Origin of the sequence: Secundilactobacillus mixtipabuli, assembly GCF_002217925.1 — a bacterium.
GTDB classification, from domain to species: Bacteria; Bacillota; Bacilli; order Lactobacillales; family Lactobacillaceae; genus Secundilactobacillus; species Secundilactobacillus mixtipabuli.
On record NZ_BCMF01000004.1, the window covers coordinates 250383 to 274675 of the forward strand.

At 43.5% G+C, this 24293-nt stretch carries 27 protein-coding genes; 9 read left to right on the top strand and 18 right to left on the bottom strand.

Translation table 11 applies throughout. The features are described 5' to 3' along the window. Positions 1-58: 58 nt before the first annotated feature. Entirely contained in the window at positions 59-1405 is a 1347-nt protein-coding gene (xylA, locus tag IWT5_RS05095) for a xylose isomerase (RefSeq protein ID WP_089108879.1), read from the bottom strand. A gap of 210 nt (positions 1406-1615) precedes the next feature. Next, the gene (locus IWT5_RS05100) at positions 1616-2800 is read right to left on the bottom strand and encodes an ROK family transcriptional regulator (protein WP_225360225.1); all 1185 of its coding nucleotides are present in this window, start codon (positions 2798-2800) and stop codon (positions 1616-1618) included. Between the two features lie 160 nt (positions 2801-2960). On the opposite strand from IWT5_RS05100, the gene IWT5_RS05105 reads away from it, so the two are divergent. The 3 genes from IWT5_RS05105 to greA are packed head-to-tail and all read left to right on the top strand — an operon-like array spanning position 2961 to position 5136. Beyond that, positions 2961-4079, top strand: a complete 1119-nt coding sequence (locus tag IWT5_RS05105; RefSeq protein WP_089108880.1) for an aminotransferase — start codon at positions 2961-2963, stop codon at positions 4077-4079. A gap of 17 nt (positions 4080-4096) precedes the next feature. Continuing rightward, positions 4097-4651 carry a cysteine hydrolase family protein gene (locus IWT5_RS05110; RefSeq protein WP_089108881.1) on the top strand — a complete coding sequence of 185 codons (555 nt, stop codon included), beginning with the start codon at positions 4097-4099 and terminating at the stop codon, positions 4649-4651. Positions 4652-4665: 14 nt separating this feature from the next. Beyond that, complete coding sequence (greA, locus tag IWT5_RS05115; RefSeq protein ID WP_089108882.1) at positions 4666-5136, top strand: transcription elongation factor GreA; 471 nt, start codon at positions 4666-4668, stop codon at positions 5134-5136. Positions 5137-5439: 303 nt separating this feature from the next. On the opposite strand, the gene IWT5_RS05120 is transcribed toward greA, so the two are convergent. Genes IWT5_RS05120 through IWT5_RS05135 form a run of 4 tightly spaced genes read right to left on the bottom strand, consistent with a single transcriptional unit; the run spans position 5440 to position 8854 of the window. After that, positions 5440-6090, bottom strand: a complete 651-nt coding sequence (locus IWT5_RS05120) for an ABC transporter permease (RefSeq protein ID WP_089108883.1) — start codon at positions 6088-6090, stop codon at positions 5440-5442. After that, complete coding sequence (locus IWT5_RS05125) at positions 6090-7022, bottom strand: osmoprotectant ABC transporter substrate-binding protein (RefSeq protein WP_089108884.1); 933 nt, start codon at positions 7020-7022, stop codon at positions 6090-6092. The genes IWT5_RS05120 and IWT5_RS05125 overlap by 1 nt, the downstream gene beginning before the upstream one ends. 12 nt (positions 7023-7034) lie before the next feature. Next, the gene (locus IWT5_RS05130) at positions 7035-7664 is read right to left on the bottom strand and encodes an ABC transporter permease (protein WP_089108885.1); all 630 of its coding nucleotides are present in this window, start codon (positions 7662-7664) and stop codon (positions 7035-7037) included. Beyond that, the gene (locus IWT5_RS05135) at positions 7661-8854 is read right to left on the bottom strand and encodes a betaine/proline/choline family ABC transporter ATP-binding protein (RefSeq protein WP_089108886.1); all 1194 of its coding nucleotides are present in this window, start codon (positions 8852-8854) and stop codon (positions 7661-7663) included. Before IWT5_RS05135 ends, IWT5_RS05130 begins: the two co-directional genes overlap by 4 nt. Positions 8855-9079: 225 nt before the next feature. Here IWT5_RS05135 and IWT5_RS05140 point away from each other — a divergent pair, with 225 nt between their 5' ends. From IWT5_RS05140 to IWT5_RS05150, 3 genes are all read left to right on the top strand, one after another. Continuing rightward, positions 9080-9487 carry an Ohr family peroxiredoxin gene (locus IWT5_RS05140; protein WP_089108887.1) on the top strand — a complete coding sequence of 136 codons (408 nt, stop codon included), beginning with the start codon at positions 9080-9082 and terminating at the stop codon, positions 9485-9487. 406 nt (positions 9488-9893) lie between these two features. Beyond that, the gene (locus IWT5_RS05145; protein WP_089108888.1) at positions 9894-11354 is read left to right on the top strand and encodes a sugar porter family MFS transporter; all 1461 of its coding nucleotides are present in this window, start codon (positions 9894-9896) and stop codon (positions 11352-11354) included. Between the two features lie 210 nt (positions 11355-11564). Next, positions 11565-11975 (top strand): aggregation-promoting factor C-terminal-like domain-containing protein, encoded by a 411-nt coding sequence (locus IWT5_RS05150; protein ID WP_089108889.1) that lies wholly within the window; start codon positions 11565-11567, stop codon positions 11973-11975. Between the two features lie 74 nt (positions 11976-12049). Here the strand turns inward: IWT5_RS05150 and IWT5_RS05155 are convergent, their stop codons facing one another. From IWT5_RS05155 to IWT5_RS05185, 7 genes are all read right to left on the bottom strand, one after another. Beyond that, positions 12050-12796, bottom strand: coding sequence for a potassium channel family protein (locus IWT5_RS05155; protein WP_089108890.1), 747 nt, complete (start codon positions 12794-12796; stop codon positions 12050-12052). A 2-nt stretch (positions 12797-12798) separates the two neighbouring features. Then, positions 12799-13485, bottom strand: coding sequence for a matrixin family metalloprotease (locus tag IWT5_RS05160; protein ID WP_225360227.1), 687 nt, complete (start codon positions 13483-13485; stop codon positions 12799-12801). 114 nt (positions 13486-13599) lie between these two features. Then, positions 13600-14163 (bottom strand): DNA-3-methyladenine glycosylase I, encoded by a 564-nt coding sequence (locus IWT5_RS05165; protein ID WP_089108891.1) that lies wholly within the window; start codon positions 14161-14163, stop codon positions 13600-13602. 8 nt (positions 14164-14171) lie between these two features. Further along, positions 14172-14996 carry a sugar phosphate isomerase/epimerase family protein gene (locus tag IWT5_RS05170; RefSeq protein ID WP_089108892.1) on the bottom strand — a complete coding sequence of 275 codons (825 nt, stop codon included), beginning with the start codon at positions 14994-14996 and terminating at the stop codon, positions 14172-14174. Between the two features lie 139 nt (positions 14997-15135). Next, entirely contained in the window at positions 15136-16686 is a 1551-nt protein-coding gene (locus IWT5_RS05175; RefSeq protein WP_089108893.1) for a leucine-rich repeat domain-containing protein, read from the bottom strand. A gap of 38 nt (positions 16687-16724) precedes the next feature. Continuing rightward, on the bottom strand, positions 16725-17783 hold the full coding sequence (locus IWT5_RS05180) for a DUF916 domain-containing protein (RefSeq protein WP_089108894.1): 1059 nt from the start codon (positions 17781-17783) through the stop codon (positions 16725-16727). Between the two features lie 8 nt (positions 17784-17791). Next, positions 17792-18415: a hypothetical protein gene (locus IWT5_RS05185; RefSeq protein ID WP_089108895.1), complete on the bottom strand. Its 624-nt coding sequence runs from the start codon at positions 18413-18415 to the stop codon at positions 17792-17794. A 517-nt stretch (positions 18416-18932) separates the two neighbouring features. On the opposite strand from IWT5_RS05185, the gene IWT5_RS05190 reads away from it, so the two are divergent. The 3 genes from IWT5_RS05190 (at position 18933) to IWT5_RS05200 (ending at position 21680) form a co-directional block, all read left to right on the top strand. Then, entirely contained in the window at positions 18933-19928 is a 996-nt protein-coding gene (locus IWT5_RS05190; RefSeq protein WP_089108896.1) for an alpha/beta hydrolase, read from the top strand. A 5-nt stretch (positions 19929-19933) separates the two neighbouring features. After that, positions 19934-21094 (top strand): TcaA second domain-containing protein, encoded by a 1161-nt coding sequence (locus IWT5_RS05195; protein WP_089108897.1) that lies wholly within the window; start codon positions 19934-19936, stop codon positions 21092-21094. A 154-nt stretch (positions 21095-21248) separates the two neighbouring features. Continuing rightward, positions 21249-21680, top strand: a complete 432-nt coding sequence (locus IWT5_RS05200) for a MarR family winged helix-turn-helix transcriptional regulator (RefSeq protein ID WP_159459290.1) — start codon at positions 21249-21251, stop codon at positions 21678-21680. A 61-nt stretch (positions 21681-21741) separates the two neighbouring features. Here the strand turns inward: IWT5_RS05200 and IWT5_RS05205 are convergent, their stop codons facing one another. The 5 genes from IWT5_RS05205 to IWT5_RS12380 form a co-directional block, all read right to left on the bottom strand. Next, entirely contained in the window at positions 21742-22152 is a 411-nt protein-coding gene (locus IWT5_RS05205) for a protein-export chaperone SecB (RefSeq protein ID WP_089108899.1), read from the bottom strand. Then, entirely contained in the window at positions 22152-22700 is a 549-nt protein-coding gene (locus IWT5_RS05210; protein ID WP_225360228.1) for a helix-turn-helix domain-containing protein, read from the bottom strand. The genes IWT5_RS05205 and IWT5_RS05210 overlap by 1 nt, the downstream gene beginning before the upstream one ends. Further along, on the bottom strand, positions 22690-23163 hold the full coding sequence (locus IWT5_RS05215; protein ID WP_225360229.1) for a hypothetical protein: 474 nt from the start codon (positions 23161-23163) through the stop codon (positions 22690-22692). The genes IWT5_RS05210 and IWT5_RS05215 overlap by 11 nt, the downstream gene beginning before the upstream one ends. Before the next feature lie 301 nt (positions 23164-23464). Continuing rightward, positions 23465-24085 (bottom strand): FMN-dependent NADH-azoreductase, encoded by a 621-nt coding sequence (locus tag IWT5_RS05220; RefSeq protein ID WP_089108901.1) that lies wholly within the window; start codon positions 24083-24085, stop codon positions 23465-23467. Beyond that, positions 24086-24293 (bottom strand): hypothetical protein (locus tag IWT5_RS12380; protein ID WP_225360230.1); only part of this gene is annotated, 208 nt, incomplete at its 5' end.

A 24293-nucleotide genomic window follows, 5' to 3' on the forward strand; every position in this document is an offset into this window, starting at 1 on the left:
TACCAATAAAAAAGCAGTCAGCAGACAATCGGTCCACTGGCTGCTTCTTTAAATCACATTATTTGCCTAAAACGTTAACAATGTAATGGTTGATGGTATCTTTGATTTGTTCCAAGTGATCTGACGAAGTTGCGGCACGTAATTCAGCTTGGGTCTTGTCCAGTGAGTAATCTTCAAGGGTCTTGAAGGTTGCCTTGCCACTTTCGATGTCGGCACCAATGCCAGAATTGTATGAGCTGTAACGTTCCTTAACGATGTTGTCAAGAACGCCGTCTTCCTTCATCTTAGAAGCAACACGTAAGCCGGCAGCAAAGCTATCCATACCTACAATGTGGCCGTAGAACAAGTCGTTTGCTTCGAATGATGAACGACGAGGCTTAGCATCGAAGTTCAAACCACCGCGAGGGCCGATACCGCCGTTTTCAAGAACTTCGTACATTGCAGCGGTTGTTTCGTAAAGGTTTGAAGGATATTCATCAATATCCCAGCCAATCAACTTGTCACCTTGGTTAGCATCCAATGAACCCAGTAAACCAGCTTCACGGGCAACCCGGATTTCATGTTGATAAGTATGACCAGCCAAGTTAGCATGGTTACCTTCCAAGTTCAGCTTGAAGTCTTTATCCAAATCGTATTCCTTCATGAATGCGATAGTGGTTGCGGCGTCAAAGTCGTATTGGTGAGTCGTTGGTTCCTTTGGCTTTGGTTCGAGCAGCATTTGTGCGTCGAAGCCAATCTCGTTAGCGTAATCCTTAGCCATGTGGAACATCTTAGCTGCGTGTTCTTGTTCGAGCTTCATGTTGGTGTTCCAAAGTGATTCGTAACCTTCACGGCCACCCCAGAAGACATAGTTTTCAGAGCCGACCCGCTTACCAATTTCCAAACTATGCTTCAATTGAGCAGCTGAGTACGCAAAGATGTCAGCGTATGGTGAAGTACCAGCACCGGCAACGAAACGAGGGTTAGTGAACATGTTTGAAGTGTTCCATAATACCTTCATGCCAGTGGTCTTTTGGTTTTCAACGATCCGGTCAACGACTTTGTCCAAGTTAGCGTTGGTTTCACGTAATGTGTCCCCTTCTGGCGCTAAGTCACGATCATGGAAGCAAAGGAAGTCATTACCTAATTTATCGTAAAATTCAAAGGCGTAGTCAACTTTAGCTAACGCGTTGTCCATTGGATCAGTGTACTTGTCATATGGACGTTCTGCTGTTCCATCACCGAATGGGTCTACCAAACGTTGATCAAATGTGTGCCAGTATGCTACAGAGAAGCGTAACCAGTCACGCATCTTCTTGCCACCGATAACTTCGTCTGGGTTGTAATAATGAAATTCAGCACCAGAACCTAAATTTGAGTTACCAACATAATTAATTTTGTTCATGTCCCATAGTTGTTCAGCCATGAAGAAGCCTCCTAAATAGTTTTCAATTTAAATCATTTTAGATTAGTTTGTTCAAACAACCAACTCACAAGACATAGTATAGCGCTTACATTAAAAAATACAAGCCCTTATCAATGGCCAACTTGGCTTAAACCGGCGTAAGCCCTTACATAACGGGCTTAAAAACCGCAAAAAAAATTCAGGATCATCCGTAGATGACCCTGAATTTCATTAAATTGTTGCCGTCTGGGCACTAAAATTAAGTTTAGCATCTTCCATTCCAAGCGCTTCGCGGGTAACTAAGGAACAGCCACCCAGCAAGGTCGCGTGGTGGGAATTCTGTGTCAGCTTGATGGGAACACGTATTGATGGTGCCATTTGTGCGTAGAATTCTTCAATTCGAGGTTCCAGCTCCGGTAACACTTCCAGTAAAGGTGAATTCAAGAAGACGATATCTGGATCATAGTTGTTCGCTGCGTTATAAATGATGCCTGCCACGCTTTTTACAAAAGTATCCAGTGCGGTCTTAGTAATCTCGTCGCCTTCGTTGAATAACCGCACAACGTCGTCACGTGTCATGTTGCTGGCCTGTTTTTCATCCTGAATCTGGTTAATGATGGCATCTTCCGAACAGTAATCTTCGACTTTTCTTGGCGCACCATCCCAATTACCATCAATGGAAACTGATCGGCCAATTTCACCCGCTTCACCATGAGCACCGCGATGCAGCTTTTGATCAATGATCAGCCCAGCACCGATACCACGGTGAATACTAATCGAAACCATGTTTTCTAAGTGGTCGTTTTCCTTATTAAAATCACGCTCGTAAACCGCTGAAACGTTGGCTTCGTTTTCCAGCAAAACCGGTACCTGATAGTTTTGCGTATAGTAGTCTGCTAAATCCACGTGTTCCATATCTAAGAAGGGAGAATAGGTCACCTGATTTTGATCAACGGTCCCATGAATGGCGAAACTGATTCCCAGTAAACCGTGAATCGTGTTATCTTTAGCCGAGGCAGTTTCTAATTCATGATCGATTAGAGGGAGGATCTGCTTAATTTTTAACCCCTTAACGTCTACTTGTCGATAAGATAAGACATCGCCTGACAAACTGTTTTGCATGACGTGTAAATGGCGATAACCGAAATCAAAGTTCATGGTGTAACCGTACCGCCTGTTGATAGCCAGTAACACCGGCTTACGGCCACCCACGTTTGAAGCGTCACCTTCACCCAGTTCTTCAACGTAGCCCTGTTCCTTCAAGTCCCTGTATAGAGCGGAGACCGTGGATTTGTTGAGTGCTAAATTCCTTGATATTTCGATTCTTGAAATCGGCTGGTGGTTAAAAACTTCAGCCAGAACTGATTGGATATTTTGTTGATGTAACTGCATTCTGTTACGGATTGCACTCGACAATGTTCTCCCCCCTTTGGTTCTAAGTCCATTCTATTGTACACTATTGTTAATTGAGTCAACAACGTCGTTTTTCAATTTTCCCTTGAATTACCAGAGTTGTCAGACATTTATTTGCCTAAATCATCGCTTATTTCAAATAATTAAAAAGGAAGTACAACCTATGAAAATCGCAGAATTTGGGGTGGAAAACTGGCTTAACCAGTGGGAAAAATCTGCCAAATATGATATTTCGCAAAGTACCATTTCTTCAATGACTATTTCAGAACTCCTTGCCATGAACGGTGACCAGGATTCTGATTTATACGATCAACTAAATCAGATTAAAATGAACTATGGCTGGATTGAGGGATCACCCAGCTTCAAACAGTTAGTGAGTGACCTCTACGACCACGTTCAACCTGATCAAGTCCTGCAGACTAACGGTGCTACTGGCGCTAACTATCTGGCACTCTACTCCTTGATTGAATCAGGGGATCACGTCATTAGTGAGTACCCTTCGTACCAGCAGTTGTACGATATTCCACGATCACTTGGTGCCGAAGTTGATCTCTGGCACATTCACGAAGCTGATAGCTGGTATCCTGATATCGAGGAGCTCAAAAAGCTTGTCCGGCCAAATACCAAAATGATCTGTTTAAACAATGCGAATAACCCAACTGGTACCCTGCTGGATAAAACCTTCTTGCAGCAAGTCGTTGAAATCGCCAAATCTGTTGGCGCCTACGTTCTGGTGGATGAAGTTTACTTGCCCCTAGATCAGCCGGAGAACTTCACCTCAATTGTCGATCTATACGATCGTGGCATTGCAACCAATTCTCTGTCAAAGAGTTACTCCTTCCCAGGTGTCCGAATTGGCTGGACCGTCGCAAATAACACGGTAACTGATATTTTCCGCAAATACCGCGACTATACCATGATTTGCGGTGGTGTCTGGAATGATATTCTGGCCGTTTACATTCTCCAGCACCGGGATCAATTACTGGCACGCAATCAAAAGATCGTCTTGCATAACCTCGAAATTTTCAAAAATTGGGTCGCCGATGAGCCAAGAGTCAGTGTCATTTTCCCTCAAGCAGTTTCCACTTCATGTATCAAATTAGACATTCCAGAGCCTACCGAAAGCTTTTGCTTACGATTACTAAAAGAAACCGGTGTTTTATTGGTGCCAGGAGAGCGTTTTGACTTGCCAGGACACGCGCGTTTAGGGTATTGTACTGATGAAGTCACTTTGAAAAAAGGGCTGAGTAAGTTATCAGAATTTCTGCGTCAATTTGACTAAACTTTCGGAGGCACAAAATGGCAGCAAACGAAGCGTTACTCATTATTGATTACACCAATGATTTCGTCCATGATGACGGTGCTTTGACCTGTGGTAAACCGGGTCAAGTACTAGAACCAGCAATTATTAAACTGGCCAATCAGTTTGAAGCGGACGGCAGCTGGGTGATTTTGCCCACAGACGTTCATAAGCCAAATGATCCTTACCATCCTGAAACGAAGTTATTTCCACCGCACAATGTTCGCGGAACTTGGGGCCGGGAATTTTACGGTCAGCTCAAGCCTTGGTTTGAAGAACATCAAAACGATGAAAAAGTTTATATGTACGATAAAACCCGCTATAGCGCCTTTGCGGGAACTGATTTAGACATCCGATTACGTGAACGTCACGTAGATACCGTTCATCTAGTGGGTGTCTGCACGGACATCTGCGTCCTGCACACTGCAGTTGATGCTTATAATTTAGGGTATAACATCGTTGTCCACAAGGATGGCGTGGCAGCCTTAACACCAGCTGGACAAGACTGGGCGTTAGGCCACTTTGAACACGTCCTTGGGGCAAAAATTGAGTAGAAAAGAGTTTTCGTATGCAACCGTACTTTAACAAAGTCACTCAAGCTGGCTATGACAAGATTGCTGCTGAAATCGAAGCAGTTAAAAAGGAACGACCGGGGCGAATCAAGGCCCTTTCGGAAGCCCGTGCGTTGGGTGATTTATCCGAAAATGCTGAATACAGCGCGGCCAAACGTGATCTTCGTCATCTGGAAAGCCGGCTCCGTTATTTAGAAAAACAGCTCCGGTACGCTCAGGTTTATGAACCAGCCGATAACGCCGTCATTGAAATCGGCAAACGGGTTACCCTACAATTCCAAGATGATCAATCTGAAGAAACCTTTGAACTAGTGGGCAATCCGGAAGCAGATATTGACCACAATAAGATTTCATTGTCATCGCCGATAGGAAAAGCGCTCATCGACCATACGACTGGTGATACTGTGACCATTAGTTCACCAAATGGCAGTTATCAGGTAAAGATTTTGAGTGTTGAGAAGATTTAAGGGTTAAAAATAAGGCAATTGAGCTATTCAAATAGTTCAATTGCCTTATTTATTTATTTAATTAGTAGAGCGTTCTGGCAACCATGTCTAATCGGGCTTCTCCGAGCAGAGAGCTGCATGTAAGGGACTTCAGCCATAAATTCAGGTTCAGGATTTATGGCTGTTTTTGGCATCATAGCCTAATTGGGCTCCAGCGGGCAGAGAGCTGCATGTAAGCCAACTCTGGTATAAATCCAAACCCGGGATTTTTACCAGAGTTAACTTACACTCCGCTCTCTAAGCGCCCGCTTCCGCACCTTGCTTCTATGCCGTTGGATCCACCTTTTTCTCCACCCAGCCTAACACTAGGTCAAGAATAATCGCCATCAACGCGGTTGGTAACGCACCCGCTAAGATAATGGCCGTCCCATTCGTGGCATTCGTCCCACGAATGATGATGTCACCTAAACCACCGGCGCCCACGAAGGTCCCGATGGCGGTAATTCCAATTGCTAAGACTAGCGCGTTCCGCAAACCAGCCATGATAACTGACATCGATAATGGCAGTTCAACCAGCCGTAATAGCTGAATCCTCGTCATTCCCATACCGGTTCCGGCGTCCAACAGTGCCGGATCGACATTGCGCATACCAGCATCCGTATTCTTAATGATTGGCAGCAACGAGTACAGGAACACCGTTACGATAACGGTGTTGACCCCTAAACCTAACCCAATCATGATAATTGACAGCATCGCCAAGGAAGGAATCGTCTGAATCACGTTGGCGATCCCGATGACCACGCCATTTAAGCGGGTGTGGTGCGCGATGAAAATTCCAATCGGAATACCAACGATAGCTGCTAATAAAACGCCATAAATGGAAATCAGAAAGTGTCGGTTAAACTGAGACAGCACGTATACGCCATTATGGCCGTAATAGTAGAGCAGCTGTTCCCAAAGATTCATATTTGCCATTAATCGCCACTCCCTTCAAAGTAATGATGCTGTTCCAGATATTGTTTAGCAACAACTTCCGGTTCCATCAAGTCATTGTCAACTTTATAATTCAGCTTTTGCATCGTCTTCAAATCAATTTTGCCACTGAGTTTATTGATCACAGGCTTGAGTTCTGGATGCTGCTTCAGCACTTTATTGGTTGCGACCGCACTCGCGGTATATGGTGGGAAGAAGTGCTTATCATCCTTTAGCATTTTCAAGTGATAACTGTTGACCCGGCCATCGGTTGAGTAACCAAGAATGGCGTCCATCTTGTCCGCTGCAACAGCATCGTAGACCAGTCCGATTTGCATGGGGTGAACCGCGCCAAACTTATAGCCATACATCTTTTGGAAGCCGTCGTAGCCATCGCCTCGCCGATTCAGCCAGATTTGGTCAATCCCGACATTCATCTTTCCAGCGACTGGTTTAAGGTCACTCACGTTATTTAGGTTATACTTTTTAGCGGTCTTTTGCGTCACCATCCAGACGTACGTATCAGCGAAACCGTATGAGTCGAAGTAAGTCATATGATACTTGTTTTTAAAGTAGTCTTTTACCGTTCTAGTTGCCCGCGCAGGATTACGGTCAACGTTACGGTTCATGATCGTTGTCAGATCAGAACCCACATAACGGATGGCCGAAATATCCGCTTGGTTATTCTTCAACGCATTAAATGACACGTTAGCTGAACCCAGATTATTGATAATTGTGGTATGCAGTTTAGTGTCATGTTCAATCATATCTTGAATCATGTAGGACATAATTTGCTGTTCAGTTGTATTTTGGGCGGCAATTCTAATCGTGTTGTTGCCACTCCCAGCCAAACCAGGAAAGCCGCAGCCAGCTAGTCCAATAACACCAAGTAAGGAGAAGCCTAGTATGAACAGCCATCTTTTGATGTTTTTCACGGTTTCTCCCTCCTATCCTTCTGTTGTCCGCGGTGTCAACGCACTTTCGACTTTACCTAAAAGCCAGTCAACCACCAGTGCCAAGATAATCACGGGAATTGAACCGCCTAAGATCAAGTCACTCCGGTACAGGTTCAAGCCGTTGAAAATAAAGTCACCTAAACCGCCAGCACCAATGTAGGATGCCAAGGCTGCCCAAGCAATCACATAGGTCGCAGACAATCTGATTCCCGACATGATCACTGGTGCAGCTAAGGGCACTTCAACTTTGATGATGGATTGCCAACTGGTCATACCCATACCCTTTGCCGCATCTTTCAATGTCGGGTCCACGTCGTTCATGCCAATGTAGGTGTTCCGTAAAATTGGCAATAGTGAGTAAATGAACAGCGCAACGATTGCGGGTTTAGCACCGATCCCAAAAATTGGGATCATGAACGCCAGCAACGCTAACGCGGGAATCGTCTGTAACATACTAGCAATCGAGACCACGATGTTGGCTGTCCGTTTCGTTCGGGTCAGCGCAACACCCAGTGGAACCGCCACCAGCACACCTAATCCCAGTGAAATGCCTGAAATATAGAGATGCTGCCAGGTTTTACCAAGTAAAGACACGCCGTAAACGGCCAAAAAGTGCATCATTTAGCGTCACCACCTTGGTCAACTGTTGTCGAAGCAGTTGCGGTGTCCTCGCTATCATCCTTTTTATCTTCTTCACCCCACAGCGCATCGTAAACAATATCAACTAACGCTGCACGGGTAACGATGCCGACGAGTCGGTTATGATTATCAACGACGGGAACGTTCTTAAAGCCCCGCTTCAAGATCCGTTCAACCGTATCACGAACCAGTGAATCTGATTTAACGTAGAACACGTCATTGTGCATGACATCGCCTACGCTTGTAGCAGTTTTAAAGTTATAATCAATATCTTCAATATCTAAATAACCCTTCAGCGTACCGCCGTCGTCAGTCACCAGCAGTGAGTCAACCCGACGATCATGCATTAACTTTAGCGCTTCCTTCAATAAACGGTCTGGCGTAATTGAGGCCACGTTCTTCAACATAACCTGACCAACGGTGGTAATACTTGGCCGTGCCTGAATCAAGCGGTCTTTTCCGATCAAGTTTTCAACAAATTCATTTGCTGGGTGGCGCAGAATTTCGTCTGGAGAAGCAACCTGCATGATCTTGCCACCGTCCATCACAACGATCTTGGTTGCCAGCGTCAACGCTTCATCCATATCATGAGTCACAAAAATAATCGTCTTACCCAGACGGGTCTGCAGGTCTTTAATCAGATCCTGCAATGACTCACGGGTAATCGGATCCAGCGCCCCATAGGGTTCATCCATTAAAATGATATCCTGATCCGCTGCTAAGGCGCGGACAACCCCAATTCTTTGCTGCTGCCCACCAGAAAGTTCAGAGGGGTAGCGATCCAAGAATTCCTCTGGTAAATCAACCAGCTTGATCATTTCTTTGGCACGTTCATTCATCTTATCTTGCGGCCACTTTAGTAACCGTGGCACCAACGTTATATTTTGTCGAATCGTCATGTGTGGCATTAAGCCAATATTTTGAATCACGTAGCCGATTTTTCGCCGTAATTTAACCGGGTCCATCTGACTAATATCTTCACCATTGATCTTGATGGTACCGGAGGTTTGCTGCAACATCCGGTTGATCATCCGCATCGTCGTTGTTTTACCGGATCCCGAAGTCCCAATGAAGCAGACGAACTCGCCCTTTTCGACTTCTAGGTTAAAATCCTCCACGGCAACTTTACCGCCACTGTATGTTTTGTTGAGGTGTTCCATTGATAAAAACATCGGTTTTATCCCTTCCTCTCCACATTAATTTTGAACAATTGTTCAAAATGTACTTAATTTAATTGTATCACTTAAAGATTGTGACATAAATTTTCCAGCTTTCCGGGCAGTTTCCAATCCGCTTAAAGAAAACTTTAAAATAGTAAGCGCTTTTATTGCAATTTTAATGTAAATCAGTATAATTTAAATTGTACACAACTTAATTCTTGAAATGAGGTAATCCGAATGGCAAAAAAACTATACACCACAACAATGACGAATAAGGGTGGCCGTGCAGGTGAAGTTTGGTCAAATGATCGTAAATGGGATTTTAAGATTGGCACTCCGGGTGTTGATAAGGATTCAACTAACCCTGAACAACTTTTTGCTGCGGGATTTGCTTCCTGTTTTAACGGTGCCTTAGACATCGCGTTGCAACAAGCAGGTGTCTCCGGTGAACCAACCGTTCGGGCTAAGGTATCCCTCTTTCAAGAAGGAGACGGCCCTGACTTCCACATTGGTGTTGAACTTGTTGGCCATATTGAAGGCTTGGACGAAGCTGAAACCAAAAAATACATGGCAATTGCTGAAACCATCTGCCCATATTCAAAAGCCACTCGCGGTAATATTGAAGTTAACATCAGCGCTGAATAACGGTATTAATGTACGCTAAACTTACTGGTGACTAGTATTTTCTTGACTGGTCACCAGTTTTTTATGGTAAATTTTAGGCAACTCTTTTGCCCATTATGTAAATCAGATTAACGTATTTATGGCTATCTTTAACTGAATTTTTCTTAGTTACATAAAATCGTTCATCATAACTTCAACTGACTATTCCAGCTTAAGACGCTGAATCCCTCTTAAATTCATTATGAAAGGGCTTGCATTTTAAATGACAGGTGGTTATACTCTTTTTGGTTAGTTGCTTTCTTAAACCAACCTATCAACAACCACTCACACTGTGTTATCTCATTTTTAAAGCGCTATTTATGTAAGCGTTTACTGCTATTATTTTCCGCAACGTACAAGTGTTATCTCTTGATTGGAGGATTTGTCTATGTCAAACGCAGCTACTAAGCATCACATGCCCATAAGCGTCATCTACTTCTTTGGTGCCTTGGGTGGTTTGCTTTTCGGTTATGATACCGGTGTTATTTCCGGTGCCATGCTCTTCATTGGTCACGAATTAAGTATTGCAAATGGGTCATTCCAATATGGGTTCCTTACAGCATCTACTTCAATTGGTGCCATGTTCGGTGCCGCCTTTATTGGTCCACTGTCAGATAGGTTTGGTCGTCGACACTTACTTATTACAGCAGCAATTATCTTCTTCTTTGCTGCTTTAGGTTCTGCCTTTTCACCAGAATACATTTCACTGGTTTCCTTCCGATTCTGCTTGGGTATTGCCGTTGGTGCCGCATCATCATTAATTCCGACTTACCTAGCCGAACTTGCCCCAGCTGATAAGCGTGGTACTGTTGGGTCGCTGTTCCAATTAATGGTTATGACCGGTATCTTCTTCGCCTACGTCTTTAACGAATGGTTCTCACCTCAAGGTGGTTTAAACCTTTCAGAAAGTATCAGTTGGCGTTGGATGTTAGGGTTAGCAGCCGTACCTGCTGCCATCCTCTGGATTGGTTCCATCTACTTACCTGAATCACCTCGTTTCCTTGTTCGAAAGAAAGATGAAGCTGGTGCACTTAGCGTTTTGCGTCGTTTCAGTTCTGATGAAAATGTGATTCAAAAGGAACTACACGATATCAAAGTTCAGGCTGAGATTCCTTCAGGTGGTTGGAGCGAATTGTTTGGACCAATTGCCCGGCCAGTTTTGGTAATGGCTGTTGGGTTAGCTATTTTGCAACAAGTCATGGGCTGCAACACCGTTCTGTACTACGCCCCAACAATCTTCATTTCAGCTGGATTTAGCACTCACTTTGCCCTTCAATCACACATTGTTATCGGGATCTTTAACGTTATCGTTACTGCTGTAGCTGTCGCCATCATGGATAAAGTCGATCGTAAGAAGATGCTGATCGGTGGTGCTATTGGGATGGCTGCTTCACTGTTCGCCATGTCAACTGCTATGTTACTATTACACGCTGGCAATGGGAACTTGGGTTCATGGGTCTGCGTTATTTCATTAACCCTTTACATCGCTTTCTTCTCAGCAACTTGGGGTCCTGTCATGTGGCTGATGATTGGTGAAGCCTTCCCACTGAACATCCGTGGGCTAGGTAACTCATTCGGTGCCGCAGTGAACTGGTTCGCTAACTTCTGTGTTGCTGAAACCTTTACTGTTTTATTGGTTGCCTTCGAACCTAAGGGTGTTGCCAACCCTGAAGGCCAAGGTATCGCTCGTCTGTTTATCGTTTATGGGCTCTTCTGTGTATTCGCTATCTGGTTCGTACACAAGAAGGCGATTGAAACTCGTAACCGTTCACTTGAAGATATTGAAACTGGTTTGCGTGAACGCGCTGCTGAAAAGGGGTTTGATCCACAAACTGGTGAATCAAAATAACCATTATTAAGTCTTTTATTTAAGAGGTTCTAGACTGCGGTCTAGAACCTCTTTTGCTGTATATAAACGGAAACTTGGCTCAATAAAGCATTAAGGAAATTAACGATTGTCATATAACTTAATCTCCTGGTAATTATCAGTTAACACAACTGCAACATTTCACGTGTATGCTATTTAACAGTGAAAACAAATAAGGGGATCTTTCAAGATATGTCAAAAGCGAATATAAAAATGAAACTAGCAGCATTGTTACTGATTTTCGGATTCGCCTTTGGAATGGGCACCGACGTGACATCAAGTATCAGTACACAGTCACAGACAACGACGGCACAAGCTTCAACCAAAGTTTCTGCTAGCCAAGCTAAACAGATCGCACAAATTAACGCTAACTTATCGTCAACTCAAAAAAAAGCTAAGAATTGGATCGCCTATCGCGAATCCCGGTATAGCTACTCGGCTCGTAACGGTAACTGTTACGGTCGTTATCAACTACTGAAGGCTTACCTGCATGGTAATTACAGCCCGGTTAACCAAGAAAAAGTCGCTAACAAATATGTCAGTGGCCGTTATGGTTCTTGGACCAAAGCTAAAAAGTTCTGGCAAGCTCATCACTGGTATTAATGATTACCAGTAAAATCAGCCTACATAAAAACAGCACAGACACTTCTCATTCGATGAAGTGTCTGTGCTGTTTTTTATTTTTTTAGTTGATCAACTTTCTTAGATAACCGTGAAACTTCTCGGGTTAACTGCTGAATCTGCTTGGTTAATGCTTCATTTTGTTGCTGTTGCTCATCCGCTTGCCCCGTCCGATCCGTGAAGAAATCGGTAATTGTACTGGTCAGCAAACCAATAAAGCCGACCCCGCCTAACATGAGAACTGTCGCAATGAGCTTGCCCCAAGCCGTTCGTGGTGAATCGTCCCCGTAACCGACCGTGGTTGCGGTAGTAATGGCCCACCATAATGACTCCGACAAAGTTTGGTGTTCCACGATGGAAAACAGTAGTGCGCTCAAACAGATGATGACCACACTGATCGTAAAGAGGTAAATAAAACCAGTATCATACGTAAAGCGGTGAAAATCACGGGTCCATTTGCCAGAGATCCCCAACCGCCAAAAGAGGTGGTGTGTTCGGATCATGCGAAAGATTCTTGCTAGCCGAAAGAGCGAAAACGCGGGATGCATGGGTAAAATGCCCAGCAGATCAAAGGCGTTATTGATCAAGAACCATTTTCGATTTTGAGTAAAGATCAATCTGATGATGTAATCAATCACGAAGAAGGCCAATAAGACTTGATACGCAACCATTCCAGCCAGGCCAACCTTAATATTTAGCATCATCAAAATGGCAAGGACGCTAGAAGCGATTGCCAATAAAGCCACAATAAGATGATAAATAACCAGCCATTTTTCGCTATGCTGCTTAATTGATTCGCGCATGCCTATTTCGCCCCCGTACCATAGATCGTCTTTAAGGCGTTAATATCACCAGCTGATAAGGCGGTATTGCCCTGATCGACTGGATACATCACTGAATTGCGGTAACGACTATGGTCTAGCCCCAACGCGTGGCCTAACTCATGAATGGCGACTGATTTTCGAATTGCCGCTGCCGGATAGTAAACGTTCAGACCCGCCCGCGCATGATTAGCTGTATAGGCGTTCCAACCAGTCTGCTGGATGATTTGCGGCCCACCATGTCCTGATTCAATCATGGTCGTGCCCCCGCTACTTGGCATTTGTTTTGAGTAAACGAAGAAGGTAATCGAATTCTGCCGATCCGTTCCAGTTCCAGGCACTAATTTAACAATCCCAGTCTGGTTATAAACCGCGACAGCATTCTCGAAGACCGCTTTAGCACTCGCCGACACATTCGTATCAAAGTGATAATAATAAGTTCGCGAGAGCTGACGATTTTGAACAATCGATTCAATCGGCGTTTCATTGGTCGAGATTGCCCGTTGCTGTGTCTGCTGAGTCGTTTTGTTAAAGTTAGGGTCAACGCGTTCAACTAGCTGATTGATTTGACTGCCAAATTGGATCGGCGCCGGTTTTGAATCTACCGCCATTGGCACGAACGCCACTGCTAAACCGAGAGTCACCCAAGTTAACCATCCTTGATAACGCAAACAGACACACCTCCTAGGAATAAAGTTATTAGTCATAGACTACTGATTTTATCCAAAAAGGTCAATTAATCTCACCGAACAACACTAAATTTTAACTGTTTTGATTGACGCTGATTATTCACTTAAATGATTTACCGTACACTTAGCCAGATGGTCATCTAAAATTCCCAGTGCTTCCAGCCAAGATTGAACGATCGTCGGTCCCACAAACTTAAAACCCGCCTGCTTTAGTGCCTTACTGACTTGCTGGGATAACGGTGTCTGTGCTGGCACATCAGCTGCTGTTGAGTAGCGGTTGATAATGGGCTGCCCGTCAACAAATGACCACAAATATGCGTTCATCGTCTTGCCTGCGCGATGCCATTTGACGAGTTGCCGAGCATTATGAATCGTATCGGCAATTTTTAATTTGTTACGAATAATCCCTGCATCATTGACCAGCCTGGCCACGTCAGCTTCGTTAAACTGAGCAATTTCATTCACGTCAAAACCAGCAAACGCCTCACGGAAGTGCTCCCGCTTATTCAAAACGGTTTGCCAGCTTAATCCCGCCTGCATCATTTCTAGTGTCATCAGCTCAAACGTTTCTCGTTCATCTTTAGTGGGCACACCCCACTCATAGTCGTGGTAGTGCGTCATTAATTCATTGGCATTTTCTGCCCAGTCACAGCGTGTCATAGCTCCTCCTAATGTGTTTGCTGAGTTGTCAGTAGCTGCGCTAAATACTCATGGCTGGCGCGCATTTCCCGACTATCGTTTTGATCCGCCAAATCAATTTCGTAAATGCTGGTAGCTTTAGGATTGATAACCTTCATCACCTGCTGCCAGTCGATTTTGCCTTTACCTAACTCTAAACTATCATGATGCTGACCCATAGAGTCAACCAAGTGGTAGTGAACCGTCTGCGGTGCCAATCGAGCGATACTTTTGACTAACTTTTCATTGTTACCGTGCAGCACAATAAAGCCGTGACTAATGTCATAGCATAACCGATAATGGTGCGCTATAACCGTTTCTTCAATGGTTTCATCGCCGTAATCAAAGGCTGGCGAAATTGAATTTTCAAACATCACGTGGTCGCCACCCATCTTCTGGAAATAATCTAACCGCGCAAAAATAACTTGCCGGGCGGTTGCAAAATCCCCATAAGAATTAACAACTGCTTCTTTATCTGAATAACCACCGTGGATCAGCACCTGAACGTTTAGTTTACGCGCTAATTCGATCAAGGCTTCCGCGCTGCTCATCATGAACTGATAGCCAGCCGGATCCTTCAGTGCTGAAACGGCAACTTCATTATGATGGTGAGCATAAGCCATCGGATGATGAATCACAATCTGACTAATCCCAAATGACTGGACATATTTGATCATTTCTTCTAAGTGCGTCAGACCATTTTTAGTCATATCGTGCTCATCCGTGTAGAATTCAAACACTGCCGGGTGGTATTGTAATCGCTCATTAACTTGCGCCATCGATGTACTGGCTTTTAAACCTAACTTTGGCATCATACCATCACCCCATCTCGTTCTTATTTAAGCACCATTAACACCAAATATCGACTATTTTACAGCGCACAGGCCAAATCTCATGAGAAAATTAAAAAAGCTGTTAAGTAAAAATCACATGAATTTTACTTAACAGCTTTTATTATTGTTGGTTGGCTGACTGCTGAGCATCAACGTGCCAAGTAATGGATGTCTGATAACTCTTAGCCCGAACAGCAGAACGCTGATCTTCGGGTATCTTGAGGGTCAGCCCCGTTAACGTTGATGAAAGCTTCTCAGGATCACTACCATTATTGGTATACAAAACAGCCGGTGTATCGGCGTTCAGATTCGTATTGCCACTAAAGGCACTGTTTGCGGGAAAGATAATATTCCCCTTAAATGATGAGCTGCCATCCTGTACTTTCCAGTCGTCCATTGTAGCGGTCAGCTGACTACCTGGTAAAATAGTTGCGTTTAAGGTCAAACTATCCTTGGCAGTGAAACTTGAATCTAGACTATTGAGAACGTTGGTTCCGAAATCAAGTTCACCGGAAACCGCCACGCTGTTTTCAGCAGTTGAAGTTCCACCGCCTTGGTTAATGGCCTTCTGGTCCTGTAACTTAGCTTTGGTCGTATCGCTTAACTTGACACTGCTATCGTTTAATAAGTCATCAATTGTTGCGTCAGTCAGTTGCGGGATTGCATTTTGAATCGCTTGATTATTCAATTTATGTGTATTTGATGTAGCGACAGCGTTGATAGAAGAATCACTCAGCTTGATGACGCCACTCGATATATTGAGCAACGAAACAATGTAATCGATAGTGTTCCAATCACCAGCATCCAAATCACTGGTACTCAAGTCAGCCGTTCCGTAATGATTAACAATTGGTTGGAGAAAGTGATCTAACGTATCAGTAATTTTTTTGACCGAATTACCAGACATATTCAAATCGGTAAGCTTCTGGGTAATTGGAAAATTCCGCCCCCAAGCTAATTGAGTAATATGGTTGTTTGATAGATCCAGACTTGTTAAGTTCTGTGCGTCTGTTACATTCATGACTGTCTGTCCCATTATATAAAGACTTGCATCAGTCAAATTGTTATCACCTAGTAATAACTTATTAATCGACGTCAAACGGGGCGTCTGGAACAAGCTAATCAATGACTGAGCCAACGTTGTATCTGTTACCTCTGAAGTCACACCCGTCAAATCAACTGTTGTTGCATTGTTTGCTGAGGCAACGATCTGCATCAACATATTAAACGCTGGGTGATACTGATCCGTCAACGTGTGACCATCAAAGACTAACGCCTTGGTTGCCAGACTACCGCTATCGCCAGTAACCTTGTCTTCGGTATTTTGTGCGTACACATTAGCACTAATATCATATAAACTATTAGCCGTGCCACTTGCAACCCAATCAGCTACCGTACTGTTAGCGGTCGAATGAGAGGCGCCCATGCGATTAGCCAGACTAATTGTTGTTAGCTGCGTAACGTTTTTAATCGTAAATTGATCGGGTGTCTGTCCCTTTTGCGTTGGCGATTGACCATCTGCATACATACTGTTATTCAGCATGACCTGAACGACATTGTCTGGGATCCCGTAAGAGACCAACGTATTATCATCGTAACTGGCCGCTTTGACCGGTTGACCGCTGCCGAACAAAAACAAGACAAAGAGGGCCAACAATGTACTGAAGATCATTTTTTCTCAATCTCAACATCGTTCGCCCCCCTTTTAAGTTATTTTTTCGATTTCTTTCTCAACAAAAGTGCCACTAAAGTGCCAATGATGGCTAATAATACGACCACCAGAGCAATAATCGCATAAACAAACCATGGGGTTCCCCCACGTGCCTGTCTTGCTTTTTTCTGCAAGTCTCGACTCTGCTTAGCCGTCACTGTTACGTTAGACTGGCGCGTTCCTCTATATTTGTAGTGGGTACCCTTGGAATCAGTATATTTCCCAGCTGCATCCTTCACGTAGTATGCCGTGGTTTTCACCCGGTAATGCCCCGCTGCCACGTTCGTTGGTAACTTAACCTGGTAGTCGAAGTGTGAGTTCGGGGCCATCTGCATTGCGTCAGATGTTCTCTTATAGACTTTGTGAGTGCGCTTGTTAGTCGCTGTTACACTAACCTTAAGCTGGTTTAAAAAGGTCGCTTTCACGTTTTGCATCGGCACGGCTAAAGTGTTCTTAGCCTGCTGCTGAGTAACCTTTGCTTGGCCAATCTTTAGTTGCGGTTGCCAAGTTCGATTCCGATTACGCGTAATGACGGCAATGCCATAACTGAACCGGTTAGTAATCGATAATTTAGCGTTTTTCGTCGTACTGGTCGTATAATTTTCTGGACTAAAAGTTAGTCCACCGGCCATTAAACCTGGTAACTGATTTTTGGGCATCGTTAACTTAGCCGTGTAAACTTGGGTACTATTTGCGGGCACCGTGACCTTTTTGGGCCCCTTTAAATACCGCGCTAAATCATACCGAAGCGTGCGATCCTTTTTTTGTAGCCCGCTGTAATCAACGATCCCATTATTATTCGTTTGGCCCGGATGAATAGCCACTTTAATCTTAACTGCTTGCTTCGTGTGATTGACCAATTTCACCCTTAAATTAGTTGATTGATTGGGCTTCACGATCACGTCAAAGTACGACTCGGACTTATCACGTTGTAATTGTGACGTCATCGGCTGGACTGAAAAGCCACTGCTAGCAGCATGAACCTTACTTGGCATCATGAAGAACATGGTCATCATTGCAAGCGCAAAGATACTCTCTAAAAATCGTTTTCTTTTCATCTTTTAACCTATTCTTGAGTGGCTGAAGCAGAATCGTTTAATGACCAGTTTAGCGTATTAGTATACTTCCCAGTCTGAACATTAGTCTGCTTAGGTAAGTTAAAGGTAAGCCTACTTGGTAATTCAGTGATGACATCTGAGCCCGTTGCATACTCTGTAGCCGTCCCATCAGCAGGAATATCGCTTGCTTTAGCTTTACTACCTTCATCAGATGCAATGGACAGCGTGCCAGTATTTTTTAGTATTTGGGCGGTCTTATCCAAGTTTGCACTGCTTGCCTGCCAGCCATCCTGGGATAACATCAAGGTCCAAGTACCATCATTCCCAAGAAAGTCCTCAACCGTTGCAGTTAACGGGGCACTGGCATTGACGCCATTTAAGTAAACGTCACTAACTGAAAGTCCCTTTTGATCAAGAAGCGATGCAGAAGCCGTTACATTCTTCAAACTTAATGTACCTGCACCAAAACTGATATCACCGTTGGTCGTTGCCTTGGTACTATCAGCTGCAGCGGCAGGTGTATTATCTGGTGTAGCTGCGGGTGTCGTATCATCAGCAAATGCCGTTGCTGTTCCCAAAGTACCTGCTACAGTTAATCCTAGTAGAAATGCGCCTAAAAGATGTTTTTTCATGTTAGTTTACTCCCTCATTAATTAGTTTTGTCCGAATACTGTATCATATATGAATCATAAAATAAACATAAGGTTACAGAGTGTACTACTTTAAGACAGCAAAGTCAATCCGTTAGCCATAATCATCCAGCTTTATAAAATCAATCTGCTTACTTAAAGAAAGCTTATCTCTGACATATCATATCACTTATAGAACAAAATGCACGTTTACTAATACACAAAGTCGGCCGGTTTACTCATGCCTTTCCCATCTTCTAAAGTCGATAACGTTTCCATCGCCCACAGAGAGGCGTTATGTTTTCCTCAAATTGTAATAATTTTTTAGAAATTTTTTTGACTTTCTTTCCGTAAATTAACCAAGATATGGGCAATGGTAAATAAAGCGGTTTCATACCGTAATTAGACAATCGTCTATTATATTCTATTTCCACTAGTCTTGAAACGTTCTTATCATTCACGTAGAATTATCTTAATATTAAGTTTTCGATTCTTGACAGGGTTATGAGGGGGATTAGTCATGAAAAGAAGCCTCTGGGTAGTTGTTGTCAGCGCCATCGTGATTATTGGGGTAATCCTTGGCGGGCTGGTGCATTCGTTAAATCCACCAGCAAAACAAACTGGCCAGAATCATTCAAAACAGGAACAGACTACCCAACAGTCTGAGAAGCCAAAACCGGCTGCACGTCAAAAACAAGCCACCGCGGAACCAGCACCTAGTCGCGTCCTGTCACGGACGATGTACAGTTCGCAACTGCACCGAAACTGGCGGTACCGCGTGTATTTGCCACGGAACTATGACCGTTTAAAGCAACAAGGGACGCATTTCCCAGTCATCTACATGCTGCATGGGCTTTACGGCGATGAAACCAATTTGACTGCACAAGCGCGGTCCAAAGCTTATTTGGATCAACTGGTGGCTCAAAAGCATTTACCCGTGGTTGCAATTTTCCCCGATGGTGGTAATTCATTCTACTTAAATACCACTAAAGAGAAAATGGAATCTGCTATCATTAATAACTTCATTCCTAAAGCAACCAAAGCGTACCAGCTAGCCGGTCAGAAACAACGGGCGATCGGTGGCATTTCAATGGGCGGTTATGGTGCTGCGCGATTGACTTTCCGCCATCCGCACCTCTTTTCAGTTGACGCGTTAATTTCACCGGCCATCTGGCAAAAGGTGCCACCAACCGTGCAAACTAATGCGCAAGTGGATGCCTTTAAAATCAATGGCGCCTTTAACCAGCGGGTCTTTGAACAAGCTCAGCCAAGCCGTTATTTGGCGAACTACTTAAACCAGGAAAAATCGCCAGCTCATTTTTACATTGAGACCACCGCGCTTGATACGACGGTGCCAATCGCTGACGTTAATCTATTTGTTAAACAGTTGCAACAGCATCAGATCAAACCAACCTATCAGGTCGACCACTTTGGCAATCATAACTGGCCGTACTGGAACCGGGCTTTACCTAATGCTTATCGTTACATCTTCAATCAATTTAAATCTCAGAGGTGAGCAATATGTCAACATGTCCAAATTGCGGGGCGAAAGTAAGTCCCGATGATGTATTTTGTCAAAACTGCGGTTATCGCTTAAAGCCCGTAACGACCAGTACGAATGAGCCGACTAATAATGAAGTAAAACCAACATATGAACCTGATTCAAAACCGGCCGAACCACTTGAAACTGATCCTACCGTGACTAAAAAGGCACCGAAACGGAACCGAAAGCGGAAAAAGGGTTCCCGTAAAAAGAAAATCTGGATCAGTCTGATTATTTTAGTTATTTTGATCCTAGTCGGTACTTACTTCTATGGTGCCGGCAAATACAGTAAATCCAAACAAGTCGATGATATGATCACCGCCATGCATGACAACGATACTGACGCGACGGTTAAGTACATGACAACGACTGATCCTAGCTTGGAAATTAATTCAAAATCCATTGCCCCGTTTATGAGTTATTTGAACTCGGATAAGCGTTATCTCGCTGATATGAAAGCCAGTTTAATGAACAACGACCAAACCAGCGATGGCACTTTCAAGCTGGTAACTAAGGGCCATCATTTACTCTTCTTCCCAGCTTATAAACTGCAGGTTGTCGCAATGTACCCTACTGTTCAGACAAATGTCGATCAGGCAACCATCAGCTTAAATGGCCTCAACGTTGCCACTGCCAGCAACGATCATTATTCTTATAAAGCTGGTCCACTGTTTCCTGGCCGGTACACGTTCAAATTGTCCAGTTCCGGCTCCACTGCTGACGGTAAATCAGTCACAAAGAACTTAGTGTCGACCCAGTCTAAGAATATCAAAGTCGACTTATCAACACCGGATAGCGGTAACAGCACGGATGCTGCTACTCAAAATTCGGATTCTAATGATAATAACGACAGTGACAGTAATAAAGATGCCGACGACTCAACACCAAGTGACAGTAACTATGGTCACTTCGAAGAGGAATACCACGGCGACGAACAAGCGGGTATTGATGCCATTGCTGATCAATACGGCTTTGACTACGATGACTATACTTACGTTGTCAGCTGGCCGCACACGGATGTTTTGCAGGTCAAGGCCTACGATAAAGACACTCAAGAATACGACAGCACCTATCGTTATGATCAAATCCATGATATTAGCAGTCAGTTAAATGAAGATACGGGTAAGTTTGAAGAATAGCGCAATACCTAAGAAGCTCCAGCACAAACAATGCTGGGGCTTCTTTTGACCTCACCCGACCACAAAGGATCAGAACCAGTATCACATTGATATTTAAGCCGAAATTTGATACACTCTTGTGGTCGGCAACTGAACTAACGAGGGGGAAATGATAATGCTTGTTTTTGATGACTATCCAGTTGGCGCTTCAGCTTTACGTATCGTTAATGCGCATGAATCACTGATTGATAAGGACATCCGCGCTTTAGGCTTATATCCTGGGCAGGATACTATTCTCATCACCCTCGCTCGTAACGGTCAGCAGGCACAAAATGCCCTAGCAGAGGCCATGCAGGTTGATCATTCAACTGTGGCTAAATCAGTTCGACGGTTAGTTAACGCTGGACTAGCAGAAACCCATAAATCAGAACAAGACAAACGAGTGACGCTGGTACAGCTCACGCCAGCCGGTTTAAAACTAGCCAAACAAGTTGAAGCAATTTGTGACGCTGCTGAAGAACAATCGATCAAGGGTCTGACTGATGAAGAACAGGCTATTTTTGTGAAAGTTGCAGATAAAATCTGTGCTAATCTAAAAACAATGTAGCAATGTAAATTAAAAACCATTCCAATTAAGGAATGGTTTTTTTATTACGCTTAAATCCCTATTAATTATCCTGGTGAGCAAGCACTTCAGCCACATTTATTGTTGGCATGACATACCCTGGGAACTCATTAGAGGTCGTCGTTAAGGTCGCCACAATTGCCCGAACATATGGATAAAGGATTGCAACGGCATTATTGCGGATTAAACTATCCACGCCAATACCGGAACTATCTTCATCCGGATGATAAGTAAATTGACCTGCTACTGCGCACTGGACCTGAAATGGAATCGCCTTATTATTAAGCGAGCCAACAGATAATGTAAGTGTCACGTCAATATGATTTTGATCGATTTTATCCGTCGCTTTTATTTGTGGATCAAATTTTATTGGGGCTTCTCCCCTTTGATAGCTGTCATTTCGCTGATACTGCATCTTCGTTACGCGATAACCATTAAATTGTAACATCGTCATTATGCCACATCTCCTAACGACCCTTTAAATTGGTAAAGGTTTTGATTAAATTCTTGGGTTTGATACACGTCTTCGCTGGCATAATAGGTTCCCTGATTTAAATCATTCATTATCAAAGGTTTTTCGCCTTGATTAACAAATTGTTGCCACTGACCATTTTGATAAAACATTTCGGCTGCTCTAAATAGTTTTTCCTGATATTTCACCTGTAAACGTTGGTTATTTTCAATCTGAGTTAAAGTGGAAGAGCCAATACCAAGCTCATTAGCAAACTGTCTAACAGATAAGCCTAACTTTTGACGCAACGTACGAATATCATCCGGTGTCAGATAACCTTGCCGTTCACGATAAGCATTAAAACTATTTCTAACGTTTTCCATTGGGTCATCAAAATCGCCCCATAGCTCACCGGAAGCATCTTCCCAGTAATGGTTTCTGACGATTAAATCGTTAATATCTCTAACTTTAACTATCTCTGAACGCCATACTTCAGTATAGATCTCGGTAATTTCTAATTCTGGATTATAAAATTCTTTTTTACGCGCCATTAGAACCACTTCCTTCCTCATTATTTTTAAACGGAAACTCAAGTGGGTATTCTGCCTGATGTAATGAAGTCCACATAACAACGCCGTTAGGGCGGTCTTGAAATTTCAAATAACATAACTCATCTGAAATGTTAAGTCCAAAGATCCAAACTTCTCCAGGAATCGGTGGATGATGATCATCTGGTAATGGACCAGAACTGTAGTCCCTATAGGTTAAATCCTGATAAACGGTATCCAGAGCAATCTTCTCATCAATCCCCATCTCAGCAAGTGCAATTAAGTTTTTTCGTCGATGACTTAACTGCCATTTATCTCGTCTATTAAAAATGGTTTTAAGTATGTTTTTTACATTATTGATATCCGTCAACACATCAACCATCCAAACTATTTTTATTCTAGCATAGTTGTATCTCAGGAAATACAAAAAGTGCTCTTGCACGACCAATTTCATTAATTCCTGCATCTGCTAATTTCATTTGTTGTAGCCAATAGATTCTACCTACAATTTAACTACGTGGTGCAACTCAATAAATTTCAATGAAGTGTCCGAGAACTGGATAACTCAATACCATTTTGATAAGTAGACTGTGGGGCTGAATAGAATCTGTTCCATAACAAAAGTCGATGGCTTTCTGAATAAGAAAACCACCGACTATTTTAAGCGCTATATTTGATCCTTGATCTTTCATTTTACGTAATCTAATCATGTTTGCCAGGGTAGATAGCTACTTTTAAAGGCGCGCCTCATCACCCAGTTTTACACTCTAGAACTTCGAGGCAACTGTCTTTGCTTCTTCTTGCGCTGCCGCAACGATTTGATCAGCTTGGTCTGGGAAGTGATCCATCCCTTCAACACCGATTTTAGCAAACCGCTTAGCGCCGAGATATTCAAGTGCAGCTTGAACATATTGGGTACCAAGGTCTTGACCTTCATATTTGCCACCGGCAGCTTGGATGTGAACGAATGGCTTTTCAGGCAACAATGCCACGTGACCGGTTGCGGTGTACCGGAAAGTTTCACCGACCACGGTAATGGCATCAATCCAGCTCTTCAATTGAGCAGGAATACTTAAGTTCCACATTGGGTTCGCAATGACCAACTTATCAGCGGCCTTAAATTGTGCTAAAGCATCATTAAACTGCCCCATGACCTTTTGAACGTCAGCAGGTAAGTCTGTGAAGGCAGTTCCATTGGCTAATTGGCCCCAAGCAGCCATCATACTGCCATCCAGTTCTGGAAAATTCGTGGCGAAAAGATCTAAGCTTTCAATCTCGTCGTCAGGATTCTTTGCTTGATAAGTTTCTAGGAAGGTGTCTAATGTTTTAATTGTCCGTGATTTATCACCGTTGAATGGGTGTGCTTTGATGACTAATACTTTTGACATTTAATTGTCTCCTTTGATGTTTGTGTAATTAATATGTGGTTGACCACGTATAGGAGTGTACACCATTTTTAAGTGGTCGGCAACTTTAAACACAAAACTTACTAATATAAATGGTGTATTCAGCTCGACGGAGTTGAATACACCACTTTTTTTGTTAAAGTGATAGCGAAGCAAAGCCGAGCTGTTTTTTGGCACTTGATGCCGCACA

Bases quoted from the DNA above. Each gene is read 5' to 3' on its own strand.
- IWT5_RS05180 (WP_089108894.1), bottom strand. From the start codon at position 17,783: ATGAAAAGAAAACGATTTTTAGAGAGTATCTTTGCGCTTGCAATGATG.
- IWT5_RS05105 (WP_089108880.1), top strand. From the start codon at position 2,961: ATGAAAATCGCAGAATTTGGGGTGGAAAACTGGCTTAACCAGTGGGAA.
- IWT5_RS05190 (WP_089108896.1), top strand. From the start codon at position 18,933: ATGAAAAGAAGCCTCTGGGTAGTTGTTGTCAGCGCCATCGTGATTATT.
- IWT5_RS05140 (WP_089108887.1), top strand. From the start codon at position 9,080: ATGGCAAAAAAACTATACACCACAACAATGACGAATAAGGGTGGCCGT.
- IWT5_RS05145 (WP_089108888.1), top strand. From the start codon at position 9,894: ATGTCAAACGCAGCTACTAAGCATCACATGCCCATAAGCGTCATCTAC.
- IWT5_RS05120 (WP_089108883.1), bottom strand. From the start codon at position 6,090: ATGGCAAATATGAATCTTTGGGAACAGCTGCTCTACTATTACGGCCAT.
- IWT5_RS05165 (WP_089108891.1), bottom strand. From the start codon at position 14,163: ATGACACGCTGTGACTGGGCAGAAAATGCCAATGAATTAATGACGCAC.
- IWT5_RS05200 (WP_159459290.1), top strand. From the start codon at position 21,249: ATGCTTGTTTTTGATGACTATCCAGTTGGCGCTTCAGCTTTACGTATC.
- IWT5_RS05210 (WP_225360228.1), bottom strand. From the start codon at position 22,700: ATGGCGCGTAAAAAAGAATTTTATAATCCAGAATTAGAAATTACCGAG.
- IWT5_RS05215 (WP_225360229.1), bottom strand. From the start codon at position 23,163: ATGCAGGAATTAATGAAATTGGTCGTGCAAGAGCACTTTTTGTATTTC.
- xylA (WP_089108879.1), bottom strand. From the start codon at position 1,405: ATGGCTGAACAACTATGGGACATGAACAAAATTAATTATGTTGGTAAC.
- IWT5_RS05150 (WP_089108889.1), top strand. From the start codon at position 11,565: ATGTCAAAAGCGAATATAAAAATGAAACTAGCAGCATTGTTACTGATT.
- IWT5_RS05135 (WP_089108886.1), bottom strand. From the start codon at position 8,854: ATGTTTTTATCAATGGAACACCTCAACAAAACATACAGTGGCGGTAAA.
- IWT5_RS05110 (WP_089108881.1), top strand. From the start codon at position 4,097: ATGGCAGCAAACGAAGCGTTACTCATTATTGATTACACCAATGATTTC.
- IWT5_RS05205 (WP_089108899.1), bottom strand. From the start codon at position 22,152: ATGACGATGTTACAATTTAATGGTTATCGCGTAACGAAGATGCAGTAT.
- greA (WP_089108882.1), top strand. From the start codon at position 4,666: ATGCAACCGTACTTTAACAAAGTCACTCAAGCTGGCTATGACAAGATT.
- IWT5_RS05195 (WP_089108897.1), top strand. From the start codon at position 19,934: ATGTCAACATGTCCAAATTGCGGGGCGAAAGTAAGTCCCGATGATGTA.
- IWT5_RS05175 (WP_089108893.1), bottom strand. From the start codon at position 16,686: ATGATCTTCAGTACATTGTTGGCCCTCTTTGTCTTGTTTTTGTTCGGC.
- IWT5_RS05220 (WP_089108901.1), bottom strand. From the start codon at position 24,085: ATGTCAAAAGTATTAGTCATCAAAGCACACCCATTCAACGGTGATAAA.
- IWT5_RS05185 (WP_089108895.1), bottom strand. From the start codon at position 18,415: ATGAAAAAACATCTTTTAGGCGCATTTCTACTAGGATTAACTGTAGCA.
- IWT5_RS05155 (WP_089108890.1), bottom strand. From the start codon at position 12,796: ATGCGCGAATCAATTAAGCAGCATAGCGAAAAATGGCTGGTTATTTAT.
- IWT5_RS05130 (WP_089108885.1), bottom strand. From the start codon at position 7,664: ATGATGCACTTTTTGGCCGTTTACGGCGTGTCTTTACTTGGTAAAACC.
- IWT5_RS05170 (WP_089108892.1), bottom strand. From the start codon at position 14,996: ATGATGCCAAAGTTAGGTTTAAAAGCCAGTACATCGATGGCGCAAGTT.